Here is a 23,505-nt window from a genome sequence, read left to right as displayed (position 1 = left end):
CTGCTAACCATTTAACAAAAGAAGATTACGAATACAAATATGAAAAAACACACAGCTTTATTTTTAGTAGCAGCGGCATTGGGTTTAGCTAAACCGGCTTTTGCCCAATACCCTGAAGTGCCGGAGAAGGTTAAAGCAGAGAGTGAAGCTTTGATGAAAGAGGCTACCCGTCGTTCAGATTCAGCATGGGCGGTCGCCCTGCCCATTATCCAGGCCGATCAGCGCCGTGGCAAAGTATACGTACCATGGGCCGCGCGCCCAACAGATTTGCCGCAAGCTAAGATCCCGGCTTTTCCGGGTGCCGAAGGGGGTGGTAAGTTTACCTTTGGTGGCCGTGGTGGTAAGGTATATGTAGTTACCAGTTTGGCAGATAATGGCCCCGGTACACTGCGCGAAGCCTGCGAAAAAGGCGGTGCACGTATCGTGGTATTTAATGTTGCGGGCATTATCCGCATCAAAACACCGATCATCGTGAGGGCTCCGTATATTACTATTGAAGGCCAAACTGCTCCGGGTGATGGCGTTTGCATCGCCGGCGAATCATTTTGGGTGAATACACATGACGTAATTATCCGTTATATGCGTTTCCGCCGCGGCGAAACCAATGTTGGTCGCCGTGATGATGCTTTGGGAGGCAACCCGGTGGGTAATATCATTGCCGATCACGTATCGGCGAGCTGGGGTCTGGACGAAAACTTTTCGATGTACCGCCACATGTTTGATCCGGGCGATGGCTCGAAAGAAGAAAAGCTGGGTACCGTGAACATTACTATCCAGAACTGTATCTATTCAGAATCATTGGATTACTGGAACCATGCTTTCGGTTCGACAACGGGTGGCGAAAACAGCTCATTAATGCGGAACCTTTGGGCCGATAATACTGGCCGGAACCCTTCAGTTGGCTGGAATGGTGTTTACAACTTTGTAAACAACGTGGTATTTAACTGGCACCACCGCTCAATGGACGGCGGCGATTATACCACCAATTATAACGTGATCAATAACTACTTTAAGCCGGGTCCGGTTACACCTAAAGACGAGCCGGTTGGTCACCGCATTCTGAAACCGGAATCGGGCAGGAGCAAGCTGAAAGAGAAAGTATTCGGTCGTGTTTATGCATCAGGTAATATTATGGAAGGTTATCCCGAAGTTACCAAAGATGCGTGGAACGGTGGTATTCAGGTTGAAGGCCCTGGTGGCAAAGAATTACCTGACGCTGGTCAGTACAAGGATTATATGAAATCAGATGTTCCATTCCCGATGCCTCCGATGACTATCCTATCGGCAAAAGATGCCTTTAAATTTGTTATCGCTAATGCCGGGGCAACGCTGCCAAAACGCGATCCGGTTGATGTGCGCATCACCGAGCAGGTACGTACCGGTAAGATAACTTATAAAGAAATGAAAACCGATACTGCTTACCAGTTTAAAGTGCGTAAATTACCTAAAGACTCGTACAAGCTGGGTATTATCACTGCTCCATGGCAGGTTGGTGGCTATCCTGAATATAAAGGCACGCCTTACAAAGATTCGGACAATGATGGTTTGCCTGATGCATGGGAATTGGCTCATGGCCTGAACCCTAAAGATGGGAATGACTCGGCCCTGCCTGCAAGAAATGGCGGTGGTTATTCTAACATCGAAGTATATTTAAATACAGTAGCCGTTAAAGGCGAAAAGAAGCTTGCTTCGTTAAAATAATAAAAGATACTAATGCGGGGACTTAAATTTAATAGGGGTTTTTATTTTTTGGTTGGTTTAATGATCGGGGGTATGCTTTTGCATACCCCCTTATTTGCGCAGGACAAAAAGAAAGCTCCTAAACCACAGCCCCCCGTTGCTGCCGATAAAAATGGCAAACTAAACTACATTGCAGCGCCCAATGGCGACCGCATTCCTGATTATTCGTACTGCGGATATATGGCTTCTGAAAAGCCAATTCCATTTATACCTGTTAAAGTTGTAGTGCCCGTAAAAGTAGGCGATGCTACATTAAGGATCCAGGCCGCTTTAGATTATGTAGCCGGATTACCTGCCGATAAAGATGGTTTTCGTGGCGCAGTATTGCTTAACAAGGGTACATACCAGGTTAACGGTAGCCTTAAAATAAATGCTTCAGGCGTTGTATTGCGCGGAAGCGGGATGGCTACCAACGGTACCTTACTATTTGCAGCCGGGACCGACAGGGAAACCTTTATTCATGTTACCGGCAAAAATGACCGGCAGACATCCAAAGAAATTAAAATTACAGATGCCTATGTTCCGGTAAATGCCAACACTTTGCACATTGCTGAAGGCGCAGGCCTAAGAACCGGCGACATGGTGTTGATCCACCGCCCGAGCACACAGGCCTGGATCAGTACTATCAAAACCGATCATTTTGGTGGCGACTTAACCGCCCTGGCCTGGAAACCCGGCGAACGCGATATTTACTGGGATAGGAAAGTTATATCAGTAGAAAGTAACAAAGTTACCCTTGACGCACCTTTAACAACAGCATTAGATACTGCATACGGCGGTGGTTTGATAGCTTCTTATCAATGGCCCGGCAGAATTGTGCAGGTGGGGATCGAAAACTTAAAACTGCAATCAGCTTACGATGCTTCAAACGCAAAAGACGAAGCGCACCGCTGGATGGCTATCACTATAGAGAATACGAGCGACGCCTGGGTACGCCAGGTAACCTTTGAGCATTTTGCAGGTTCGGCGGTGTTTGTTGGCACTACCGGAAACCGGGTTACAGTTGAGGATTGTAAATCGCTCGCGCCGGTTTCGGAAATAGGAGGACAGCGCCGTAATACGTTCGTGACTATGGGTGGGCAAAATCTATTTCAGCGTTTATATTCCGAACAAGGTTTTCATGATTTTGCTACCGGATATTGCGCGCCGGGGCCTAATGCTTTTGTGCAATGTATGTCGGTAGGTTCATTGAGTTTCAGCGGAGGTATTGATAGCTGGGCCTCGGGCGTTCTGTTTGATATCGCTAACATCGATGGACAGCCGTTAAGCTATATGAACCGCGGGCAGGACGGACAGGGTGCCGGATGGAGCGCGGCCAACAGCCTGTTCTGGAATTGTACTGCAGCCCGTGTTGATTGCTACCAGCCACCCACCGCTCAAAACTGGGCTTTTGGTACCTGGGCCCAATTTGCGGGCGATGGTTACTGGAGCACACCAAACAGCACTATCAGCCCAAGAAGCTTTTATTATACTCAACTGGCCAACCGGCTTAGTAAAAATGTAACTAAACAGGCTGATATTCTGTATCCGGCCACCGAACCATCAAGCAGCCCAACGGTTGAGCAAGCTGCCGAATTAATGGCCGCTGCCCGTAAACCTGCTTTTACCATGAGCGATTGGATAGATCAGTCGCCCAAGAGAAATTCTATCAGCACTTCATCGGCAAATGCCAAAACCATTGATGAAATAGGATATAAACGCCCCGCTGTTGCTGCATTGGCACCCAAAATGAGTATCACGAACGGATGGCTCACCCGTGGTAATATGGTTTTAACCGGCAGGCATTTTGAAACACCATGGTGGAGCGGAACCGTGCATCCCGATTATACCGAAAAAGAGGCTAAACCTGCCATCTCCCGCTGGGTACCCGGCCAAACCGGAACTGGTTTAACTGACGACCTGAACGCGGTAACCGACTGGATGCAGAAAGGTAATATTGTAGTTTTTGAACATAACTACGGCTTATGGTATGATCGCCGCCGCGATGACCATGAGCGGATCCGCCGGATGGACGGCGATGTTTGGGCCCCGTTTTATGAACTGCCCTTTGCCCGCAGCGGTAAAGAACTGGCTTACGACGGCTTAAGCAAATACGACTTGACCAAATACAATACATGGTATTGGAACCGCCTGAAACGATTTGCCAATCTGGCCGATCAGAAAGGATTGGTGCTGGTCCACCAAAACTATTTTCAGCACAATATTATTGAGGCCGGCGCGCATTATACTGATTTTCCATGGCGTACAGCCAATAATATTAATGGCAGCGGTTTCCCTGAACCGGTACCTTACGCCGGTGATAAGCGCCAGTTTATGGCCGAACAGTTTTATGACGAAACTAATCCCGCAAGGCGTAAGCTGCATATTGCCTACATCAATAAGTGCATGGACAACTTCGCCGGTAATACCGGGGTGATCCAGCAGATTGGAGCGGAATTTACCGGTCCGCTGCATTTCATGAAGTTTTGGGTAGAAACCATTAAGCAATGGGAAACCACGCATAAAAAGAAACAGATCATTGGGTTGAGCGCCACGAAGGATGTACAGGACGCTATACTTGCTAATCCGGCTACAGCTTCGGTCATCAATGCTATCGATATTCGTTACTGGTACTACCAGGCCAACGGAACGGCTTATGAACCCATCGGCGGCCAAAGCCTGGCCCCACGCCAACAGGCCCGGATCTTTAAACCCAAGGCTTCATCGTTTGAGCAGGTTTACCGCGCGGTACACGAGTACCGTACCAAATACCCGGATAAAGCTGTGCTTTATTCTGCCGATGGCTATGATCATTTTGGCTGGGCCGTATTCATAGCCGGGGGATCATTGCCGGTGCTGCCTGCAAATACCAATAAAGCTTTCCTAACTGATGCAAGCAGCATGAAACCTGCTGAGTTGCCGGGTTCGCCTAAAGATCAATGGGCTTTGGCTTCATCAAAAGGGTACATCGTTTATAGCAACGGCGGTGATATCCACCTTGATTTATCGGCAGGTATCACTTACAAAGGCCAATGGATCGATCCTAAAACCGGCGAGCTTTTACCCGGTGCCGAAACGATAAAAGGTGCTGCAAATACAGAAATTAAAGCACAAGGCAACGAGGCTGCCATTTTATGGTTGAGCCGGAATTGAATAAAGGAATTAAAAGGAGGGGATTTGCGCGATTCCCCTCTCGAGAGGGGCGGAGGGGTGTGTTTAACAAAGCGGTAATAAACGCGGACGAAACACACCCCTGCCAACGCTCGGCCAAACGCGCCCCCTCTCAAGAGGGGAACTTTGGAAATCTCAGGGTCCTCTCCGAGAGACCCCGAGGGGACGAAAAAAATAATAAAGAACGGAGGGCCCGCGCGATTCCCCTCTCGAGAGGGGCGGAGGGGTGTGTTTAACAAAGCGGTAATAAACGCGGACGAAACACACTCCTGCCAACGCTCGGCCAAACGCGCGCCCTCTCAAGAGGGGAACTGATAAAAGTTACTATATGATGCTTAAAAAATCTACCATACTAATTGCCATTGCCTGTTTGTTTTTTGCATTTAAAAGCAATGAAACAACCATGCCACGATTAAGCATATCCACCAATCACCGCTATTTCATGGCCGGCGATAAGCCATTTTTCTGGCTGGGTGATACCGGTTGGCTGCTGTTTTCTAAACTGAAAAGAGAGGAAGCCGAACAATACCTTGATGTCCGTGCTAAACAAGGCTTTAATGTGATCCAGGTAATGGTGGTGCATAACATCAAAGAAACCAATGCCTACGGCGATTCGGCCCTGAGCAATAAGAATATCGCTGCACCAAAAACAACCCCCGGCAATACCTTTGGCAAAGGAGATGAATATGATTATTGGGACCATATTGATTGGATCATCACCAAAGCTGCCGAAAAAGGTTTATACGTAGCCATGGTGCCGGTTTGGGGATCAGTTGTTAAAGAGAGCCATATCGGTGCTGATAAGGCGAAGACCTATGCCGAATTTTTAGCCAAAAGATACCGCGGCCGCTCAAATGTGATCTGGATGAATGGCGGCGACATCGCCGGTTCCGATTCGTTAAAAACCTGGAATGCCATCGGTAACACTTTGCATGATGTTGATGGTACGCATCTGATAACTTACCATCCACGTGGCCGTACGCAATCATCAAAATGGTTTCATAACGAAAGCTGGTTAGATTTCAATTGCTTCCAGTCGGGCCATCGTACTTATGCTCAGGATACCTCAAAAAAGGATTTAAAATATGGCCAGGACAACTGGCGCTATGTGGAAACGGATTACAATCTATCACCCATAAAACCTACGCTTGATGCTGAGCCATCGTATGAAAAAATTCCTTACGGATTACACGATACCAAACTACCCCGCTGGACTGCGGCCGATGTAAGACGTTATGGTTACTGGTCGGTTTTTGCCGGGGCCTGCGGGTATACCTATGGCGATAACGATGTGATGCAAATGCACAAACCGACTGATAAAGACAGCGCTTACGGTTCAAAAGGATACTGGTATAATTCAATTAATGATCCGGGGGCAAGGCAGATGATTTATTTGAAAAAGCTGATGCTGTCACGCCCATATCTTGATCGTGTGCCTGATCAGTCATTGATCGCAGATAACAACGGAAATAAGTATAACAGGCTGATAGCTACCCGTGGTAAAAACTATGCCTTTGTTTATACCTATACCGGCCGGGAGATGAATATCAACGCTGATCAACTGGAGGGCACAAAATTAAAAGCATCATGGTTTAACCCGCGCAACGGGCAAACTGCGACTGTCGGAACCTTCGCGAAAGCTAAAACAATCAAATTTAAGCCACCCGGCAAAGTATCAAACGGTAACGACTGGGTGCTCATTATCGACGCGATATAAATGAAACGGGCGATTAAACATATCATTTTTTTATTAGCCATTGCGTTGATGTTTTCATGTAAGGCAAGTAAAAGCGTGTACCTCTTTACCTCGTTTCATGAGCCGGCTAATGAAGGCCTGCGCTTTTTGTACAGCAACGATGCTTACCACTGGAACGCCATCGATCACATTTTCATTAAACCGGAGGTTGGCGATGCCAAAATCATGCGTGATCCTTCCATCGCCCAGGGGCCTGACGGAGTTTATCATCTGGTATGGACAACCGGCTGGAAAAACGATAAAGGTATCGGTTATGCCAGCTCAAGGGACCTCATACATTGGTCGGCCGAGCAGCATATTGAGGTAATGGCCAATGAACCTACCGCGGTGAATGCCTGGGCACCGGAGTTATTTTACGATGAGGATAACAAGTATTTCATTATCGTTTGGGCTTCAACTGTGCCTTTCCGCTTTCCGAAAGGGCAGGAGGATGAAAATAACAATCACCGCCTTTACTATACCACAACTAAAGATTTTAAAACTTTCAATCCCTCAAAGCTTTTTCTTGATCCGGGTTTTAGTGTAATTGATGCGGAGATCGTAAAACGGGCAAAGAATGATTATGCCCTGGTGATGAAGGATAATACCCGGCCTAACCGTAATATCCTCGTGGCTTTCAGTAATAATCCGCTGGGGCCTTATCGTAATTACACGCCGAGATTTACTGAGCCCTTTAGCGAAGGGCCGAGCATGATCAAGGCAGGCGATAACTGGCTGATCTATTATGATTCGTACCGGTTAAAAAGATATGGCGCCATGCGCACAACCGATTTTAAAACTTTTACCAACCTGGCCGATAGTGTAAGTGTACCGGTGGGGCATAAGCACGGTACCATATTTAAGGTTACTAAAAAACAGCTTGCGCAGCTTTTACAGGCAGCCGGGCAAACCAAAGCAGCTAAACATGAATAAGTTCATCATCATATTGTTTTTTATATCGATGGCCGGGATAGCCCATGCACAGGATACAGTGCATTACAGCGGCAATACCATAGCTAATGTCGATTACCATCACGGGCAGCTAACCCCGGTGATAGGCGTACACAGCAGGCAGATTTTCAGGGCCAACCGTGAACATCCTGAACTGGCTGAAGGCTTCGGTTTTACTTACAATCATGCGCCCATGCTGGCCTACTGGAACAATACTTTTTATGTTGAATACCTGAGCGATAAGGTAGGCGAAAGCGTACCGCCGGGCCAAACCCTGCTCATGACCTCGAAAGATGGCGAAGTATGGTCAAAACCTACCGTAATTTTCCCTCAGTATAAAATACCCGATGGCACTACCAAAGAAGGGCATCCCGGCGTGGCGAAAGACCTGTATTCGGTAATGCACCAGCGTATGGGTTTTTATACTTCCAAATCAAAACGCTTGCTGGTGCTGGGTTTTTATGGGATTTGTTTGGATGGTCATGATGATCCGAATGATGGCTTGGGCATTGGTCGCGTAGTGCGTGAAGTATTGTCGAATGGCAAATTCGGTCCGGTCTATTTCATCCACTACAACCCTAAATGGAACGAAAAGAATACCTCATATCCTTTTTATAAAAAGAGCAAAGACAAAGGCTTTGTGCAGGCTTGCGACGAGCTGATGGCCAACCCGCTGATGATGATGCAATGGGTTGAGGAAACGGATAAAAAAGACCCGCTGATCCCGCTGCATAAAGATTATAAAGCATTTAATTTTTATCACCTGCCCGATGGCCGTGTGGTTGGCTTATGGAAATACGCGCTTACCGCTATCAGTACCGATAACGGCAAAACCTGGCCAACAAATGCCGCCCGTGCACCACGTTTTGTAACTGCCAACGCCAAGATCTGGGGACAGCGCACATCCGACGGTAAATATGCTACGGTTTACAATCCTTCGGAGTTTCGCTGGCCGCTGGCCTTATCGGTTAGTAAAGACGGATTGGATTATACTAATTTGTTATTGGTTAACGGCGAGATCACCACCATGCGTTATGGCGGCGCTTACAAATCATACGGCCCGCAATATACACGCGGTATCGAAGAAGGGAATGGTACCCCGCCGGATGGCAAACTTTGGGTTACTTATAGCATGAACAAGGAGGACATCTGGGTATCATCCATCCCGGTACCGATCACCGAAAAAGCGGACGCGCATGCCAATGAGGTCTTTAACGAACTACCTGCCGGTAAAGAATTGGAGAAATGGAACACCTACAGCCCGCAATGGGCACCTGCGGCTATAGATAAGTCACCCGATGGAGAACGGGCATTAACCCTAAAAGATAGCGACCCCTTTGATTTTGCCAAAGCAGAACGTGTTGTGCCTGTTTCAAAAAAATTAATGACCGACTTCACCATCACCGCCGGGCAAAATAATACCGGTATGCTGGATCTCGAATTTCAGGATGAAAAAGGTACTGCTGCTATCAGGCTTACGCTTGATTCGGCTGGGCAGTTCAGGACCAAGGCCGGGTATCGCAACAGAAATTTTATGAAGTATGAAGCCGGTACGCAATATCATGTGGTAATAAAGCTGAATACCGATACCCGCTTTTACACGGTGAATGTAAACGGAAAGGATGTACTTACCGGCCTGTTTTTCGCGCCGGTGCTGAGTGTAAACCGGGTGGTGTTCCGTACCGGGGATATCCGGAGGTTCCCGGATGCTGATACCCCTACCGATCAGGATTACGACCGGCCAAACGCAGGAGAATCAGCGAAGCAAGCTGTTTTCTATATCAAATCATTTAAAACAAGTAGTTACTAATGTTACGCCTGATAAAATATTGTTGGTTGACGATATGCCTGCTAAGCTCCGGAATTGCCGGGGCGCAGGTTGTTTTGCCCAAAGTATTAGGCAACAATATGGTATTGCAGCGTAATGCTCCGGTGCCTGTCTGGGGCACTGCAACATCGGGCGAAAAGGTAACGGTAAAGTTCGCTAAGCAAACCAAAACAACCACGGCAGATGCGGCGGGCAAATGGATGGTAAAGCTTGACGCGATGCCTGCATCTGCCAAACCAGCGACGCTGACGATCTTAGGAAAAAACACTATTCAACTGCAAAATATACTGGTGGGCGAGGTATGGCTTTGCTCAGGCCAATCAAATATGCAGTACGAAATGCGCAAGAACAGCAAGGTGAAAAAGCCGGATACCAGTACAGCAAACTCGCCGGTTGATGAGCTGGATCGCGCACATAACCCACAGATCAGGATCTTCCTGGTTACGCAGAAAAATATGTTAAAGCCCGATTCAACCCACTCGGGATGGAGCGTGGCCGAAGATTCGGCTTTGAGGGCATTTTCAGCTGCGGGCTATTTCTTCGCTAAAAACCTGCAGCATGATCTCAATGTACCGGTAGGTATTATTTCATCGGCAGTGAGCGGTAGCCGTATCGAGCCCTGGATCTCGCAGGAGGGTTTTGATGCTATCCCATATTTCAAGGCAAATAATATTAAAATTGATGGCGATCCGGGTAAGTTTTATGCCAAAATGATTGAACCAGTTGCTCCGTTCGCGCTGAAAGGCTTTTTATGGTACCAGGGCGAAAGCGCCTGCTTTTTAGGTGAAACCATCAGCTATACCTACAAAATGGAGGCGCTGATCAATAACTGGCGTGAACTCTGGGCCGATAAAACATTGCCGTTTTATTACGTGCAGATAGCGCCGTATTACTATACCCAGGGAAAAGGCCCCGTAACCTATACCTCATTTACCGAACCCGAATTGCGCGAAGCGCAGGCCGCAGCTTTGCAGATTCCGCATACAGGTATGATCATTACAACTGACCTGAACGATGATCTCAAAAATATCCACCCGCCATTTAAATGGGAGATAGGTAGAAGGTTGGAACTACAGGCACTCGCCAATACCTATAAACAACAGGTAGTTTTTTCGGGCCCGGTGTACAAAAGCATGAAAATAAACGGCGACAAGATCATCCTTGAGTTTGAGCATGTAGGTACCGGATTGGAGAGCCACGATGGTAAACCACTAACTGATTTCACTATTGCCGGGGCTGATGGCAACTTTGTTGCCGCCACTGCCATAATAAAAGGGAATACGGTTGAAGTATCGGCTACGTCAGCTACCAAACCTGTAGCCGCGCGCTTTGCCTGGTCGGAGTCCGCTCAGCCTAATTTTTATAACAAGGATGGTTTGCCTGCTGCTCCCTTCCGTACAGATAATCCTTTGAAATTTACTTTAACTGCTAACTGAATATACTAATGAAATCTGCCTGCTTTAAAATATGGATTGTTTTACTATTTGTTATCAGCCGGTCGGTAAGCCATGCCCAGGAAACACAAAAGTTATTCCTGTCGGGTACAGGGAGCGATCATACAGTAAACTGGCAGTTTTTCTGCACCGCGGGCAATAATTCGGGCAAGTGGACTACCATCCCTGTTCCCTCAAACTGGGAGTTTCAGGGTTTTGGTAAGTACAACTACGGTCTTGCTAAGGATAGTTTAAGAGGTAAGGAGCAAGGGCTTTATAAATACGAGTTTAACGTGCCCGCATCATGGCAGGGTAAAGCCATAAACATCGTTTTTGATGGCTCCATGACCGATACCGAGGTGAAGTTAAACGGCAAATCCGCCGGACCAATTCACCAGGGATCATTTTACCGTTTCAAATACGATGTAAGCGCTTCGCTTAATTACGGCAAATCAAACCTGCTGGAGGTAACTGTATCCAAACATTCGGCCAATGCATCAGTAAACGCAGCCGAACGCAAAGGTGATTTCTGGATCTTCGGTGGGATTTTCAGGCCGGTATTTTTAGAAGCCGCCCCTAAATCGCACATCAGCTATTACGCTGTTGATGCCAAAGCCAATGGTGATTTAAAAGCACGACTGCGGCTGACATCTGTAAAAAGCGGTATAATAACAGGACAGGTATATGCCTTGACCGGCCAAAAGTTAGGTACTCCTTTCTCCGTCAAAGTTAATACGGGCGATACCCTTGTCAATATCAGCACGCATGTAGTTTCTCCTAAATTATGGTCGCCGGAGTTCCCTAATCTATATAAAGTAGTGTTTACGCTGAATGAAAATGGCAAGCCTGTTCATACTGTAAAACAACGCATCGGCTTCCGTACGGTTGAATTGAGGGAACATGACGGTATTTATGTAAACAACGCAAAGATCAAATTTAAAGGTGTAAACCGCCATTCGTTTTGGCCAACCACAGGCAGGGCCTTAAACAAAAAGGTAAGCATTGGGGATGTTCAGCTGATGAAAGACATGAACATGAACGCGGTACGTATGTCGCACTACCCTCCTGATGATCATTTCCTGGACGTATGCGATTCATTGGGTCTTTTTGTACTGGACGAGCTTACCGGCTGGCATCATGCCTATGACGATGTGGTTGGCTCCAAATTAGCAAAAGAGCTGATCGAAAAAGATATCAATCACCCATCCATCGTTCTATGGGATAACGGTAATGAAGGAGGTTTTAACTTCAACCTCGATCATTGGTTTGATGAGCTGGATCTTCAAAAACGCCCGCTGATCCATCCATGGGGCATCTTCCGCGGAACAAATACGCAGCATTACATCAACTACGACTACGGCACCAACACCGGAATAAATGGTCACGACATATTTTTCCCGACCGAGTTTTTACACGGCTTATACGATGGTGGCGCAGGCGCCGGACTGGATGATTTCTGGAAACAGATGTGGCATACGCCAATTTCGGCAGGTGGTTTTATCTGGGACTTTGCTGATGAAGCCGTAGTTCGTACCGATAAAAACGGTGAGCTTGATACCGATGGCGATCACGGCCCCGACGGTATTGTAGGCCCTTACCACGAGAAGGAAGGCAGCTATTATGCTATTAAAGAAATCTGGAGCCCGGTTTACCTGGAACCACGCGAAATAACTCCTGCGTTCAATGGTACCTTGCGTTTAGAGAATAGGTATTCCTTCACCAACCTCAAACTATGCACATTCAGCTATAAACTGGCTACGCTCAATGGGGCTGCTTCAACCAGTAAAAAAGGTACTATTGCTTCACCTGAAGTTGCGCCCGGTCAGTATGGAAACCTGCAATTACAATTACCAAAGGACTGGCAAAATTATGATGTGCTGTATATATCGGCTTTTGATGTAAACAAGCACGAGCTGTTTACCTGGAATTTTCCGGTAAGCAACCATGATAAGATCACTAACCGTATTATCACTAAAACAGGCGGAAGCAAGGCTGTAATTACCGAAACGGATTCGCTGTACAAGGTAAAAACCGGTAACGGGATCGAGTTGGCGTTTAACCGCAATTCGGGCATATTGGTTAGTGTGAAAAACGCTAAGGGCGATATTCCTTTCAACAATGGCCCTGTGTTGGTTGAAGGGCAGGATCAAACAGGTTTTGAAAAGCTCACCTATCATTATGAAGGCGATAACCTGGTGGTTGAGGGAGTATTTCCACCCAAAAAATCCGAGCCTTTATTGAAGTGGACGATCTACCCATCGGGCTGGGTGCAGCTTGAGGTAAAATATTGGCCGATTGGCGAGGATGCTCCGTTGCTTGGCGTTAATTTCTCCTTCCCCGAAAAAGAGATCAAGGGGGTTAGCTATATGGGCGACGGCCCCTACCGGGTATGGAAAAACCGCATGAAAGGCACGTCGCTGGGTGTATGGGATAAAACGTACAACAATACCATAACCGGGCAAGGCAAGGTTGTTTACCCGGAGTTTAAAGGCTATTACTCCAATTTATATTGGATGAAATTGCAAACCACCGGGCAGCCTGTAACTATAGTATGCAACAGCCGCGATGTTTTTATGCGCCTGTTTACCCCGGCAAATCCTGCAAAAACATATAATGTAGCACCGGCTTTCCCTCCGGGCGATATTTCGTTTATGCATGGTATAACGCCGATAGGTACCAAATCGCAAAAGCCTGAAAAGCTTGGTCCGGGCGGGCAAAAGAACCAATATTTTAATTACGACAGGAATATAGAAGATGCGCTTTCGCTGAACCTGTATTTTGATTTTTCTGGTAAATAACGGATGAAAAGGTTGTTTGCACATATAAGCTTGGCTACAGCGGTTATTTTAACCTGCCTGGGCAATTGCTATGCGGATGGCCGTATCGGTTTGCAAAACCTGAAATGCGAAATGCTGAATGATCCGTTAGGCATCGGCACCGGTAAACCACGATTGAGCTGGCAAATCACCGGCGATGTCCGGAATATCAACCAGGTAGCTTATCAAATCCTGGTAGCCTCAACTCCCGAAAAGCTAACATCTGGGCAAGGCGATCTGTGGGATTCGCACAAAATAAACTCCGCTGAATCCATCATGATCAGCTACGCGGGCAAACCCCTGGAGAGCCGTGCGGCATGTTATTGGAAAGTCAGGGTATGGACAAACAAAGGTGTAAGCAATTGGAGCAAACCCGCTTTGTGGAGCACCGGTCTTTTACACCCCACCGATTGGAAAGCTAAATGGATAGGCTGTGACCGTGGTTTTTCCTGGGATAGCGTGTCTAAGTTTTCGCGCCTTTCGGCCCGGTATTATCGCCGCGGGTTTAGTTTAAACAAAACCATCAAACGCGCCACGGCTTACATAGTTGGTTTGGGTCATTATGAGTTGTATATAAATGGACAAATGATTGGCGATCAGGTTTTGGCCCAGGCTCCTACCGACTACACAGAATCTGTTAAGTACAACACCTTTGATGTTACCGCTTATCTGAAACAGGGTAATAACGCAATCGGAACGGTATTAGGCAATGGCCGGTATTTTACCATGCGGCCAAAGTACAAGCCCAAAAAGATCAAAGAATTTGGTTTCCCCAAAATGCTGTTGCAACTGGAGGTGGAATATACCGACGGAACCAAACAAACCATCGTAAGCGATGACAACTGGCATTTTACTGCCGATGGCCCTATCCGTACCAATAACGAGTATGACGGTGAAGAATACGACGCCACTAAAGAGTTTGCTGGATGGGATCAACCCGGTTTCAATGACAGCCAATGGCTTAAAGCCGAACTGGTGCAGGCACCCGGCGGTAAGCTTGACGCGCAGATGAACGAGCCGATCAGGGTGATGGATACCATCAAACCTGTCAGCATCAATCAGCTTAACAAAGATGTATGGATCCTGGATCTGGGGCAAAATATGGCGGGCTGGTTGCAGATGCGGGTGAAAGGGAACCGGGGCGATAAAATAACTCTCCGTTATGCCGAAACACTGCAGCCCAATAATGAGCTTTATATAGCTAATCTCCGCGATGCCAAAGTAACCGATGTATATATGCTGAAAGGTGGAGCTGAAGAAACCTGGCACCCGGTGTTTGTATATCACGGTTTCAGGTATGTGGAGATCAGCGGCTATCCTGGTAAACCTGAATTAGCCGATTTTGAAGGACAGGTAGTTTACGATGCCTTGCCAACTATCGGCCGTTTTGAAACATCTAACGCCATCGTCAACAAAATCTATCATAATGCTTATTGGGGGATGCTGAGCAATTATAAAGGTATGCCTGTAGATTGCCCGCAGCGTAATGAACGCATGCCCTGGCTGGGTGATAGGGCGGTAGGTTCACTTGGTGAAAGCTTTGTGTTTGCCAATGGAAATTTCTACGCCAAGTGGCTGGATGATATAGCGCAATCGCAAAAGCCGGATGGTGCCATCCCCGATGTAGCGCCCGCTTACTGGAATTATTATAGCGATAACATGACCTGGCCCGGCACTTATATCCTGGTGGCTGATATGCTTTACCGCCAGTTTGCCGATAAAGCCCCCATTGAAAAGCACTATGCCTCCATGAAAAAATGGATGGATTATATGCGGGTTAAGTACATGAAAAATAACATCGTCACCAAAGATAAATATGGTGATTGGTGTGTACCGCCCGAATCATTGGAACTGATCCATGCCAAAGATTCATCATTAAATACCGATGGGCAACTGATTGCCACAGCCTATTACTATCACTTATCTGGCTTGATGGAAAAGTTTGCCGGTATGCTACACAAATCTGCTGATGTAAAGTTTTTTGCTGCCATGCAACAAAATGTAGGCAAAGCATTTAATGATAAATACTTTGATAAAAGCACATCAAAATACAGCAACAATACGGTTACCGCCAACCTGTTGCCATTGTATTTCGGGATCACATCATCTGCCAATAAACAGGCTGTATTTAGAAACATAGTCGCTAAGATCAACGAGGCACATGATCATATAAGTACCGGTGTAGTCGGTACCCAATGGCTCATGCGCGGAATTGCCGAATTTGGTCGCCCCGATCTGGCCTGGAAGATTGCATCTAACACTTCATACCCAAGCTGGGGTTATATGGCCGATAGGGGAGCTACTACTATTTGGGAGTTATGGAACGGCGATACCGCTAATCCGGCCATGAATTCACGTAACCATATCATGCTGCTGGGCGATCTGATTGCCTGGTTTTACCAGGACGCAGCCGGGATAAAAACGGTTAACGCAGGCTTTAAGCAACTGGTTATGGAGCCGGCGATTATTAATGGTTTGAATAGTGTTAACGCTTCGTACCAAACAGCCTATGGCACTGTGAAAAGCAATTATACCAATACCAAAAGCAGTTTTAACTGGCATGTTACCGTACCGCCAAACAGTTCGGCACTGGTTTATGTGCCTGCAAAATATATGGATGAAGTAACCGAGGGCGGGAAGAAAATATCAGCTATAAAAGAAATTAAAGCGATAAAGATGGAGAACGGGAGAGCGGTGCTCAGCATTGGCTCTGGTGACTATGATTTTGAAGTAAAATATTAAACCAACATTGATATGAAAAAATTAAACATGGCGAGTGCTATGATGATAGTTTTACTGTCGCTGTCGGGCACGTTGAAAGCCCAGCAACAACAGGTAACTAAAACAGCCCAATCTCCCGAAGCCAAGGCCAAAGCCGATGCTGAGGTGGAAAAGAAAGCTACGGATTGGGTTGCCTCCTTATCGCTTACTGATACGGCGAAGGCTACGCGTGTAAAAAATATAATCGCAACCCATCTTAAAGCCATCCGCGACTGGAATAACAGCCATTCGTATGAAGCTGTGCCGGCAGGTATCGATCCGGCTACTGGGAAAGCATTAAGCACAATGGACAGGCAGATCATCATAAACTCTTCGCTGCCAAAATCGGTACATGAAAACCTGATGACCGGATTACGGGCGGATTTAACCGGTGAGCAGGTTGAAACCATATTGGATAAATACACCATTGGCAAGGTAGCCTTTACGCTGGCCGGTTATAAAGCGATTGTTCCGGATCTGACACCTGTTGAAGAAGCCACAATTCTTGCTAATCTGAAACAGGCCCGCGAGCAGGCCGTCGATTTTAAAAACATCAAACAGGTATCGGCCATTTTCGAGATCTACAAGACCAAAAACGAGCAATATCTTAATACTAATGGCCGCAACTGGCAACAGCTTTTTAAGGCTTATGTTGAATCGGTGAAAGCTAAGAAAGCTGCTGACGCTGCCAAAAAATTGAACTAAAACAATGAATTACAAAATAAGGAAGATGGCAAGAAAGGGATTATTTATAGCGTTAAACTCACTGCTTTTTAGTGGAGAATTGTTCGCGCAGCATAATCCATGGCGAAAAGGGATCATAAAAGATGAATTTATTTACGATAAAGCGCCGTACCCTGAGTGCCACGCCGCAAGCATTGCCGAAACACCAACAGGTTTAGTGGCTTCGTGGTTTGGCGGCACCAAAGAACGTAATCCCGATGTTTGTATTTGGGTAAGTCGTTTTGTTGATGGCAAATGGGCGGAAGGCATTAATGTGGCGAATGGCATTCAGAACGATACTTTACGCTATGCCTGCTGGAACCCGGTATTGTACCAGGTGCCCAAAGGCGAATTGCAGCTTTATTATAAAATAGGCCCAAGCCCGGCAAAGTGGAAAGGTTTTGTAAAAACATCTAAAGACGGGGGCATCACCTGGTCGGAGCAAAAGGCTTTGCCTAATGACTTTTTAGGCCCAATCAAAAACAAACCGGTGTTGTTGAAAAATGGTACGCTGTTAAGTCCGGTGAGTACCGAGGGCAAAGCCTGGCAGGTGCATTTTGAGGCCACCAAAGATTTTGGTAAAAACTGGGCAATGATCGGCCCAATCAGCGATGGTAAAGACCTGAAAGCCATCCAGCCAAGTATTTTAACTTATAAAGACGGTAGGCTGCAGGCGCTTTGCCGCAGTCAAAACAGGGCTATACTAAGCACATGGTCTAAGGATGGCGGACAAACATGGTCACCTTTGGAAAAGACCAGTCTGCCGAATAACAATTCCGGTACCGATGCAGTGACCTTGAAAGACGGCAGGCAGCTATTGGTTTATAACCACGTTTTGCCCCCGGGAAACCTGGCAAAGGGCGCACGTACGCCGTTGAATGTGGCTGTTTCTAAAGATGGTATTACGTGGTACGCAGCGTCGATCCTGGAGGATTCACCTATCAGCCAGTATTCCTATCCATCGGTTATCCAAACTTCGGATGGGATGGTGCATGTGGTTTACACCTGGCGCAGGCAAAAGATAAAACATGTGGTTATTGATCCGTCGAAATTGGAATTGAAAGAAATAAAGGATGGCATTTGGCCTAAGGTTGATGGTTATACGCCGCCGGTACCGTCGGGGGAGACTAAGGATTTGTAAGGAGTGAGGATAGTATCATTAGGCAACTCGGTTGATAAGTAAACCGGGTGTCATGCTGAGGCCCTCGAAGCATGGTGGGCGGGCCTTTACGCGCGACCCTTCGACAGGCTCAGGGTGACAGCCCTGTGTGAAGAGTGAATTTGCATGGCGTATACATCAGGGTCCTCTGCGAGAGACCCTGATGGGACGGTGAAAATACGGTATGTAGAGACGCGTCACATGCGTCTCCTTTAGGATAAGCGAATATGACTGGTACACGGGAGACGCATGTGATGCGTCTCTACAAAAAATAGAACAATGAAAAAACTGATCCATACACTGGTAATCTGCTTTACAGCAATAAGTTTTGACACTCATGCGCAGCAAACTACCGATGCCATGTACAGGAAAACCCTGAAGGAGGTACTTGATGAGGTGCAGGATAAATACCATGTAAAGATCAAATACACCGCCACCCAGGTTGATGGTAAATGGGTTAACTACGCGCAATGGCGTTTCAGGCCCAATGTGGATACTACGCTGGCTAATATTCTTACCCCGCTTGATTTGAAAGTGAATAAAGAAGCTCCCGGCAGGTATAAGTTAAAAGAGTACGAATACTTCCGCTGGTCGGTAAGCGACGGCTGGAAGGAGCTTGACAGGATAGCCGCCCAATATCATGACCGTGACACCTGGGAGCAACGCAAGGCCATATTAAAACCGGAGCTCTACAAAGCTTTGGAGTTATTACCTCTGCCTGCTAAACCTGCTTCAAAACCAATCATCACGCCAAAAAGGACTTTTGAGGGTTACACAGTCGAGAATATCGCTATTGAAATTTTGCCCGGCTTGTACATCAATGGCTCGCTGTACAAACCATCCAAAATAAAAGGCAAGATCCCTGTGATACTAAGTCCAGACGGACATTGGGAGCACCAGCGTTACCGTGCCGATTGCCAGATCCGTTGTGCATCGCTGGCGCGGATGGGGGCGATGGCTTACAGTTATGATCTTTTTGCCTGGGGCGAATCCCTGCTGCAATTTAAGGATGAGGATCATCGCCGCAGCCTGGCGCAAACTATCCAGGCACTTGGCGCCATCCGGATATTGGATTATGTGCTTTCACTTAAAGAAACCGATCCCGAACGCGTTGGCATCAGCGGCGGATCAGGCGGGGGAAGCCATACAGTTTTGATGACCGCCGTTGATGATCGGATCAAGCTGAGCGCGCCGGTGGTGTCGGTGTCATCTTATTTTTATGGGGGATGCCCTTGCGAAAGCGGCATGCCTATCCATCAATGCGGCAACGGAACCGACAATGTAGAACTGGCGGCCATGGCAGCACCCCGACCTCAGCTCCTGATCTCCGACGGGCAGGACTGGACAGCCAATATGCCAGAACATGATTTTCCTTACCTCCAAAAAATGTACGGCTACTACGGAGTTGCTGACAAAGTCGAGAATGTGCATTTGCCTAATGAGGGGCATGATTTCGGTTCGTCGAAAAGAGCTGCATTATACGCTTTCGTGGCAAAAAATTTTCGGTTAGATCTTAATAAGATTAAAGACAGCAGCGGCAATTTCGATGATAAAAAGGTCACCATCGAAAGTGAGTCTGCTATGTATGTATTTGGAGATAAGGGCGAAAAACTCCCTGCCAATGCCATAAAAGGGTTTGATCAGTTAGAGAAAGTATTTGCACAGGCAACAAAAAAATAAGTTATGAAATACAGGTTGATATCAGGTTTTTGGATTGGATTAATGATGTGTGCCCTTGGTTCGCCAGCGGTTGCGCAAACTACTTCAAAGCAACGCTATAAAGTTGCGGTGGTTGATTTGATGATCCTTAAACGGCAAAAGCTGGGCGCTTTTCAGCTGGCTAAAGACATCGGGGCGGATGGGGTTGAAGTTGATATGGGCGGCCTTGGTGACCGGGAAACTTTTGATAACCAGCTGGCCAATGATTCGATCAGAAAAGTGTTTTTGAGCAAGGCGAAAGAACTGAACCTCGAAATCCCTTCGATGGGTATGACCGGTTTCTTCGCCCAATCATTTGCCGAACGGCCAACCGCGATTAAAGCGGCTACCGATTGTATCAATACCATGAACAAAATGGGCGTTAAAGTGGGTTTTTTGCCGATGGGGATAAAAGGTGACCTGGTGAAGTTTCCTGAACTGCGTCCGGCTATAGTTTCCCGTCTGAAGGAGGTTGGCAAAATAGCCGAAAAGGCCGGTGTGGTGATTGGTATTGAAACTGCGCTGGATGCCAAAGGCGAGCTGCAACTATTGAAAGATATAGGTTCGCCGGCCATCAAAAGCTATTTCAATTTTGAAAACGCCATCAGAAACGGTCGCGACCTGGATAAGGAGCTTCAGATATTGGGTAAAAAATACATCATTCAGATCCACTGTACTAACGATGATGGCGTTTGGCTGCAAAATGATCCTAAAATCAACATGGAGCATGTAAAAGCCACTTTAGATAAAATGGGTTGGACAGGCTGGCTGGTGATTGAACGCTCGCGCGATGCTAAAGACCCACGGAACGTTAAGTGGAATTTCAGCGCCAATACCTCATACGTAAAATCAATTTTTCAGGCTAAGTAATTAACGTAAATGAATATCCGCCGCATAGTTTTTTTGATCTTCCTGTTAAATGTTATTTTGACAGATAGCCTCTTTGCGGCCGAAATCTGGGTATCACCTGCAGGTTCTGATAATGATGCAGGTACACATGAGCAACCACTGGCCACCATAGCTATGGCCATCAGGAAAGCCCGTGAATTGAGGAGGTTGAACGATGCATCAATAAAAGGTGGCATTTATATCAAAGTCGCGGCCGGAATTTACAGATTAGATGAACCATTATTTATCCGCCCGGAAGATTCAGGTACTGCCGATAGCCCGACTATTATCGAAGGTGAGGGCATAGGTAAAACTATTTTAAGTGGTGGTATTAAAGTAAGTGGTTGGCGAAAAGTCAATACTGCAGTTCCTGGCCTGCCTTCGGATGCCAAAGGTAAAGTTTGGGTTGCCGACGGCCTCGTTATGGGCGATGAACCTTTGCAATTCAGGCAGCTTTGGGTGAACAATGAAAAGGCCACGCGCGCCCGCGATACAGAAGCCCCCTTGATGAACCGCATCCTTTCCTGGGATCATAAAACGCAATCCTGCGTAATTCCATGGTCGGCCTCGGCGGATACCGCTCATTTTAAGGGTATGGAGATGTTTATTCACCAGTGGTGGGCCATCGCCATTTTGCGGGTTAAGGCTGTTAAAGTGATGGGCGATAGCGCCCGCTTATCATTTTATCAGCCCGAAAGCCGTATCCAGTCAGAGCACCCCTGGCCTGCACCCTGGCTTTCCAAAAAAACAGGTAACTCGGCTTTTTATCTCAGCAATGCTATCAGCTTTTTAAACAAACCCGGCGAGTGGTATCATGATCGTAAGACTAACAAAATTTACTACATCCCCCGTAAGGGCGAAGATCTGCAAACGGATACCGTAACCGTTCCGCAATTGGAAACATTGGTTAAAATGCAGGGCTCCATTGATAACCCGGTTAATTATATCGGCTTTAAAAATATCAGTTTTGAGCATAGCAGCTGGCTTCGGCCATCAAAAGAAGGCTTGGTTCCGCATCAGGCTGGCATGTATATGCTGGATGCTTACAAGCTTAAAATTCCCGGTACGCCGGATAAAAAAGGGCTGGAAAACCAGGCATGGGTAGGCCGGCCAAAGGCTGCTGTTGAGGTGGCTTACGCTTCGCACATTACCTTTAATGCTTGCGGTTTTGAACACATGGCCTCAACCGGCTTGGATTTTCAGCGCGGCACACACCATGATGCAGTTAAAGGCAGCCTGTTTAAAGATATCGGCGGCACCGCGGTATTGGACGGTGTGTACTCCGACGAAGCACAGGAGGTGCACCTGCCTTACAACCCAGCCGATAAACGGGAGATCTGCACCTATGATACCATCACCAATAATTTAATCACTGACGCTACTAACGAAGACTGGGGTAGCGTAGGCATTGGCGCGGGCTATGTTAAAGGCATCAGCATAACACATAACGAGGTTTGCGATGTAAACTACACCGGCATCAGCATGGGCTGGGGCTGGACAAAGACCGTTAACGCCATGAGCGATAATCACATCATCGCTAATAAAATCCACCATTACGCCCGCAATATGTATGATGTGGCGGGCATCTACACCCTATCGGCACAGCCCGGTTCGGTTATCAGTGATAACTATGTGGATAGCATTTACAAAGCGCCTTACGCGCATGATCCACAGCATTGGTTTTACCTGTATACCGACGAGGGATCATCATACATCACCCTAAAGAACAACTGGTGCCCGGCAGACAAATTCTTGAAAAATGCCAATGGTCCCGGCAATGTATGGGAAAATAACGGTCCACAGGTTGATGCAGCTGTAAAGCAATCTGCAGGGATAGAACGGCCTTATAGCTATCTGTTTCAATATCGAAAGCTAAACCTGGACAATTCGCCTATTAATCATAAAACAGAATGAAAATATCAAAAGCATATATAATTTGGTTCACGGCGGTTTTACTGTTGCTGGCAGGTAACGTAAAAGCAGCTCCAAACCCTTATGACATAGTCGAAGTAACGGGGGTACAGGGTAAGGAACTCGATTATACAGCTTTATGGAATATTGCCCGCAAGCAGGGATTACCGGCTTCGGCGGTTTACAGTTGGGGTAACCATCTCATTGTTTATGGCAAGCATTTAAATACGGCATCTATACAAAAAAGTGCGCAGGTAGCATACCCCTCGTGCCAGGTTGCCGTTTACAGTAACCCGTTTTATGATTTCAACCGCAGGCTTCGTTGTGGTGGCAAAGGCACTGCTAAACGATGGGATAACATCATACTAACGGCAAATCTTGTTGCCGACGAACACCTGCAGCAGGAATATATCGATTATCACGCCACACAGTTTAAAAACTGGCCCGAGGTTTCTAAAGGGTTCTGTAACGCCGGTTTTCAGCAATTGCTTGTATTCAGGAACGGGCGCCGCCTGATGCTGGTGATCAGTATCCCGAAAGGAAAAAAACTTGAGGATCTCAATCCTAAAACCATCGAAAATAACCCGCGGGTAAACGATTGGAACAGGTTGATGAAGAAATACCAGGAAGGTGTTCCCGGCACTCGTAAGGGAGAGGTATGGGTATTTTTTAAACAGGTAACGGACAATAGCGACATTAAAAGATCATTATAA

At 46.9% G+C, this 23,505-nt stretch carries 14 protein-coding genes; all 14 read left to right on the top strand.

From position 1 onward, the window contains the following. Positions 1-39: 39 nt before the first annotated feature. A complete protein-coding gene (locus MusilaSJ_RS09890; protein ID WP_274989817.1) occupies positions 40-1,701 on the top strand; it encodes a polysaccharide lyase in 1,662 nt (553 codons plus the stop codon). Positions 1,702-1,773: 72 nt separating this feature from the next. After that, complete coding sequence (locus MusilaSJ_RS09885; protein WP_274989816.1) at positions 1,774-4,872, top strand: DUF6298 domain-containing protein; 3,099 nt, start codon at positions 1,774-1,776, stop codon at positions 4,870-4,872. A 346-nt stretch (positions 4,873-5,218) separates the two neighbouring features. Next, positions 5,219-6,607: a glycoside hydrolase family 140 protein gene (locus MusilaSJ_RS09880; protein WP_274989815.1), complete on the top strand. Its 1,389-nt coding sequence runs from the start codon at positions 5,219-5,221 to the stop codon at positions 6,605-6,607. Continuing rightward, the gene (locus MusilaSJ_RS09875) at positions 6,608-7,558 is read left to right on the top strand and encodes a glycoside hydrolase family 43 protein (RefSeq protein ID WP_274989814.1); all 951 of its coding nucleotides are present in this window, start codon (positions 6,608-6,610) and stop codon (positions 7,556-7,558) included. After that, positions 7,551-9,386 (top strand): sialidase/neuraminidase family protein, encoded by a 1,836-nt coding sequence (locus tag MusilaSJ_RS09870; protein ID WP_274989813.1) that lies wholly within the window; start codon positions 7,551-7,553, stop codon positions 9,384-9,386. The genes MusilaSJ_RS09875 and MusilaSJ_RS09870 overlap by 8 nt, the downstream gene beginning before the upstream one ends. Beyond that, positions 9,386-10,840: a sialate O-acetylesterase gene (locus MusilaSJ_RS09865; protein ID WP_274989812.1), complete on the top strand. Its 1,455-nt coding sequence runs from the start codon at positions 9,386-9,388 to the stop codon at positions 10,838-10,840. Before MusilaSJ_RS09870 ends, MusilaSJ_RS09865 begins: the two co-directional genes overlap by 1 nt. A gap of 8 nt (positions 10,841-10,848) precedes the next feature. After that, positions 10,849-13,635, top strand: coding sequence for a glycoside hydrolase family 2 protein (locus tag MusilaSJ_RS09860; RefSeq protein WP_274989811.1), 2,787 nt, complete (start codon positions 10,849-10,851; stop codon positions 13,633-13,635). 3 nt (positions 13,636-13,638) lie between these two features. Continuing rightward, on the top strand, positions 13,639-16,395 hold the full coding sequence (locus MusilaSJ_RS09855) for an alpha-L-rhamnosidase (RefSeq protein ID WP_274989810.1): 2,757 nt from the start codon (positions 13,639-13,641) through the stop codon (positions 16,393-16,395). A 12-nt stretch (positions 16,396-16,407) separates the two neighbouring features. After that, entirely contained in the window at positions 16,408-17,118 is a 711-nt protein-coding gene (locus MusilaSJ_RS09850; protein WP_274989809.1) for a DUF3826 domain-containing protein, read from the top strand. A gap of 4 nt (positions 17,119-17,122) precedes the next feature. Beyond that, positions 17,123-18,277 carry a sialidase family protein gene (locus tag MusilaSJ_RS09845; RefSeq protein WP_274989808.1) on the top strand — a complete coding sequence of 385 codons (1,155 nt, stop codon included), beginning with the start codon at positions 17,123-17,125 and terminating at the stop codon, positions 18,275-18,277. 297 nt (positions 18,278-18,574) lie between these two features. After that, positions 18,575-19,975, top strand: a complete 1,401-nt coding sequence (locus tag MusilaSJ_RS09840) for an alpha/beta hydrolase family protein (protein WP_274989807.1) — start codon at positions 18,575-18,577, stop codon at positions 19,973-19,975. A 3-nt stretch (positions 19,976-19,978) separates the two neighbouring features. Next, positions 19,979-20,863, top strand: a complete 885-nt coding sequence (locus MusilaSJ_RS09835) for a sugar phosphate isomerase/epimerase family protein (protein WP_274989806.1) — start codon at positions 19,979-19,981, stop codon at positions 20,861-20,863. 9 nt (positions 20,864-20,872) lie between these two features. Then, a complete protein-coding gene (locus tag MusilaSJ_RS09830; RefSeq protein WP_274989805.1) occupies positions 20,873-22,795 on the top strand; it encodes a hypothetical protein in 1,923 nt (640 codons plus the stop codon). Further along, positions 22,792-23,505 (top strand): L-rhamnose mutarotase, encoded by a 714-nt coding sequence (locus MusilaSJ_RS09825; RefSeq protein ID WP_274989804.1) that lies wholly within the window; start codon positions 22,792-22,794, stop codon positions 23,503-23,505. The genes MusilaSJ_RS09830 and MusilaSJ_RS09825 overlap by 4 nt, the downstream gene beginning before the upstream one ends.

This window comes from Mucilaginibacter sp. SJ (assembly GCF_028993635.1).
Taxonomy (GTDB): domain Bacteria; phylum Bacteroidota; class Bacteroidia; order Sphingobacteriales; family Sphingobacteriaceae; genus Mucilaginibacter.
The sequence above is the reverse complement of the archived record's forward strand: the minus strand, read 5'-3'. Positions and strand labels throughout refer to the sequence as shown.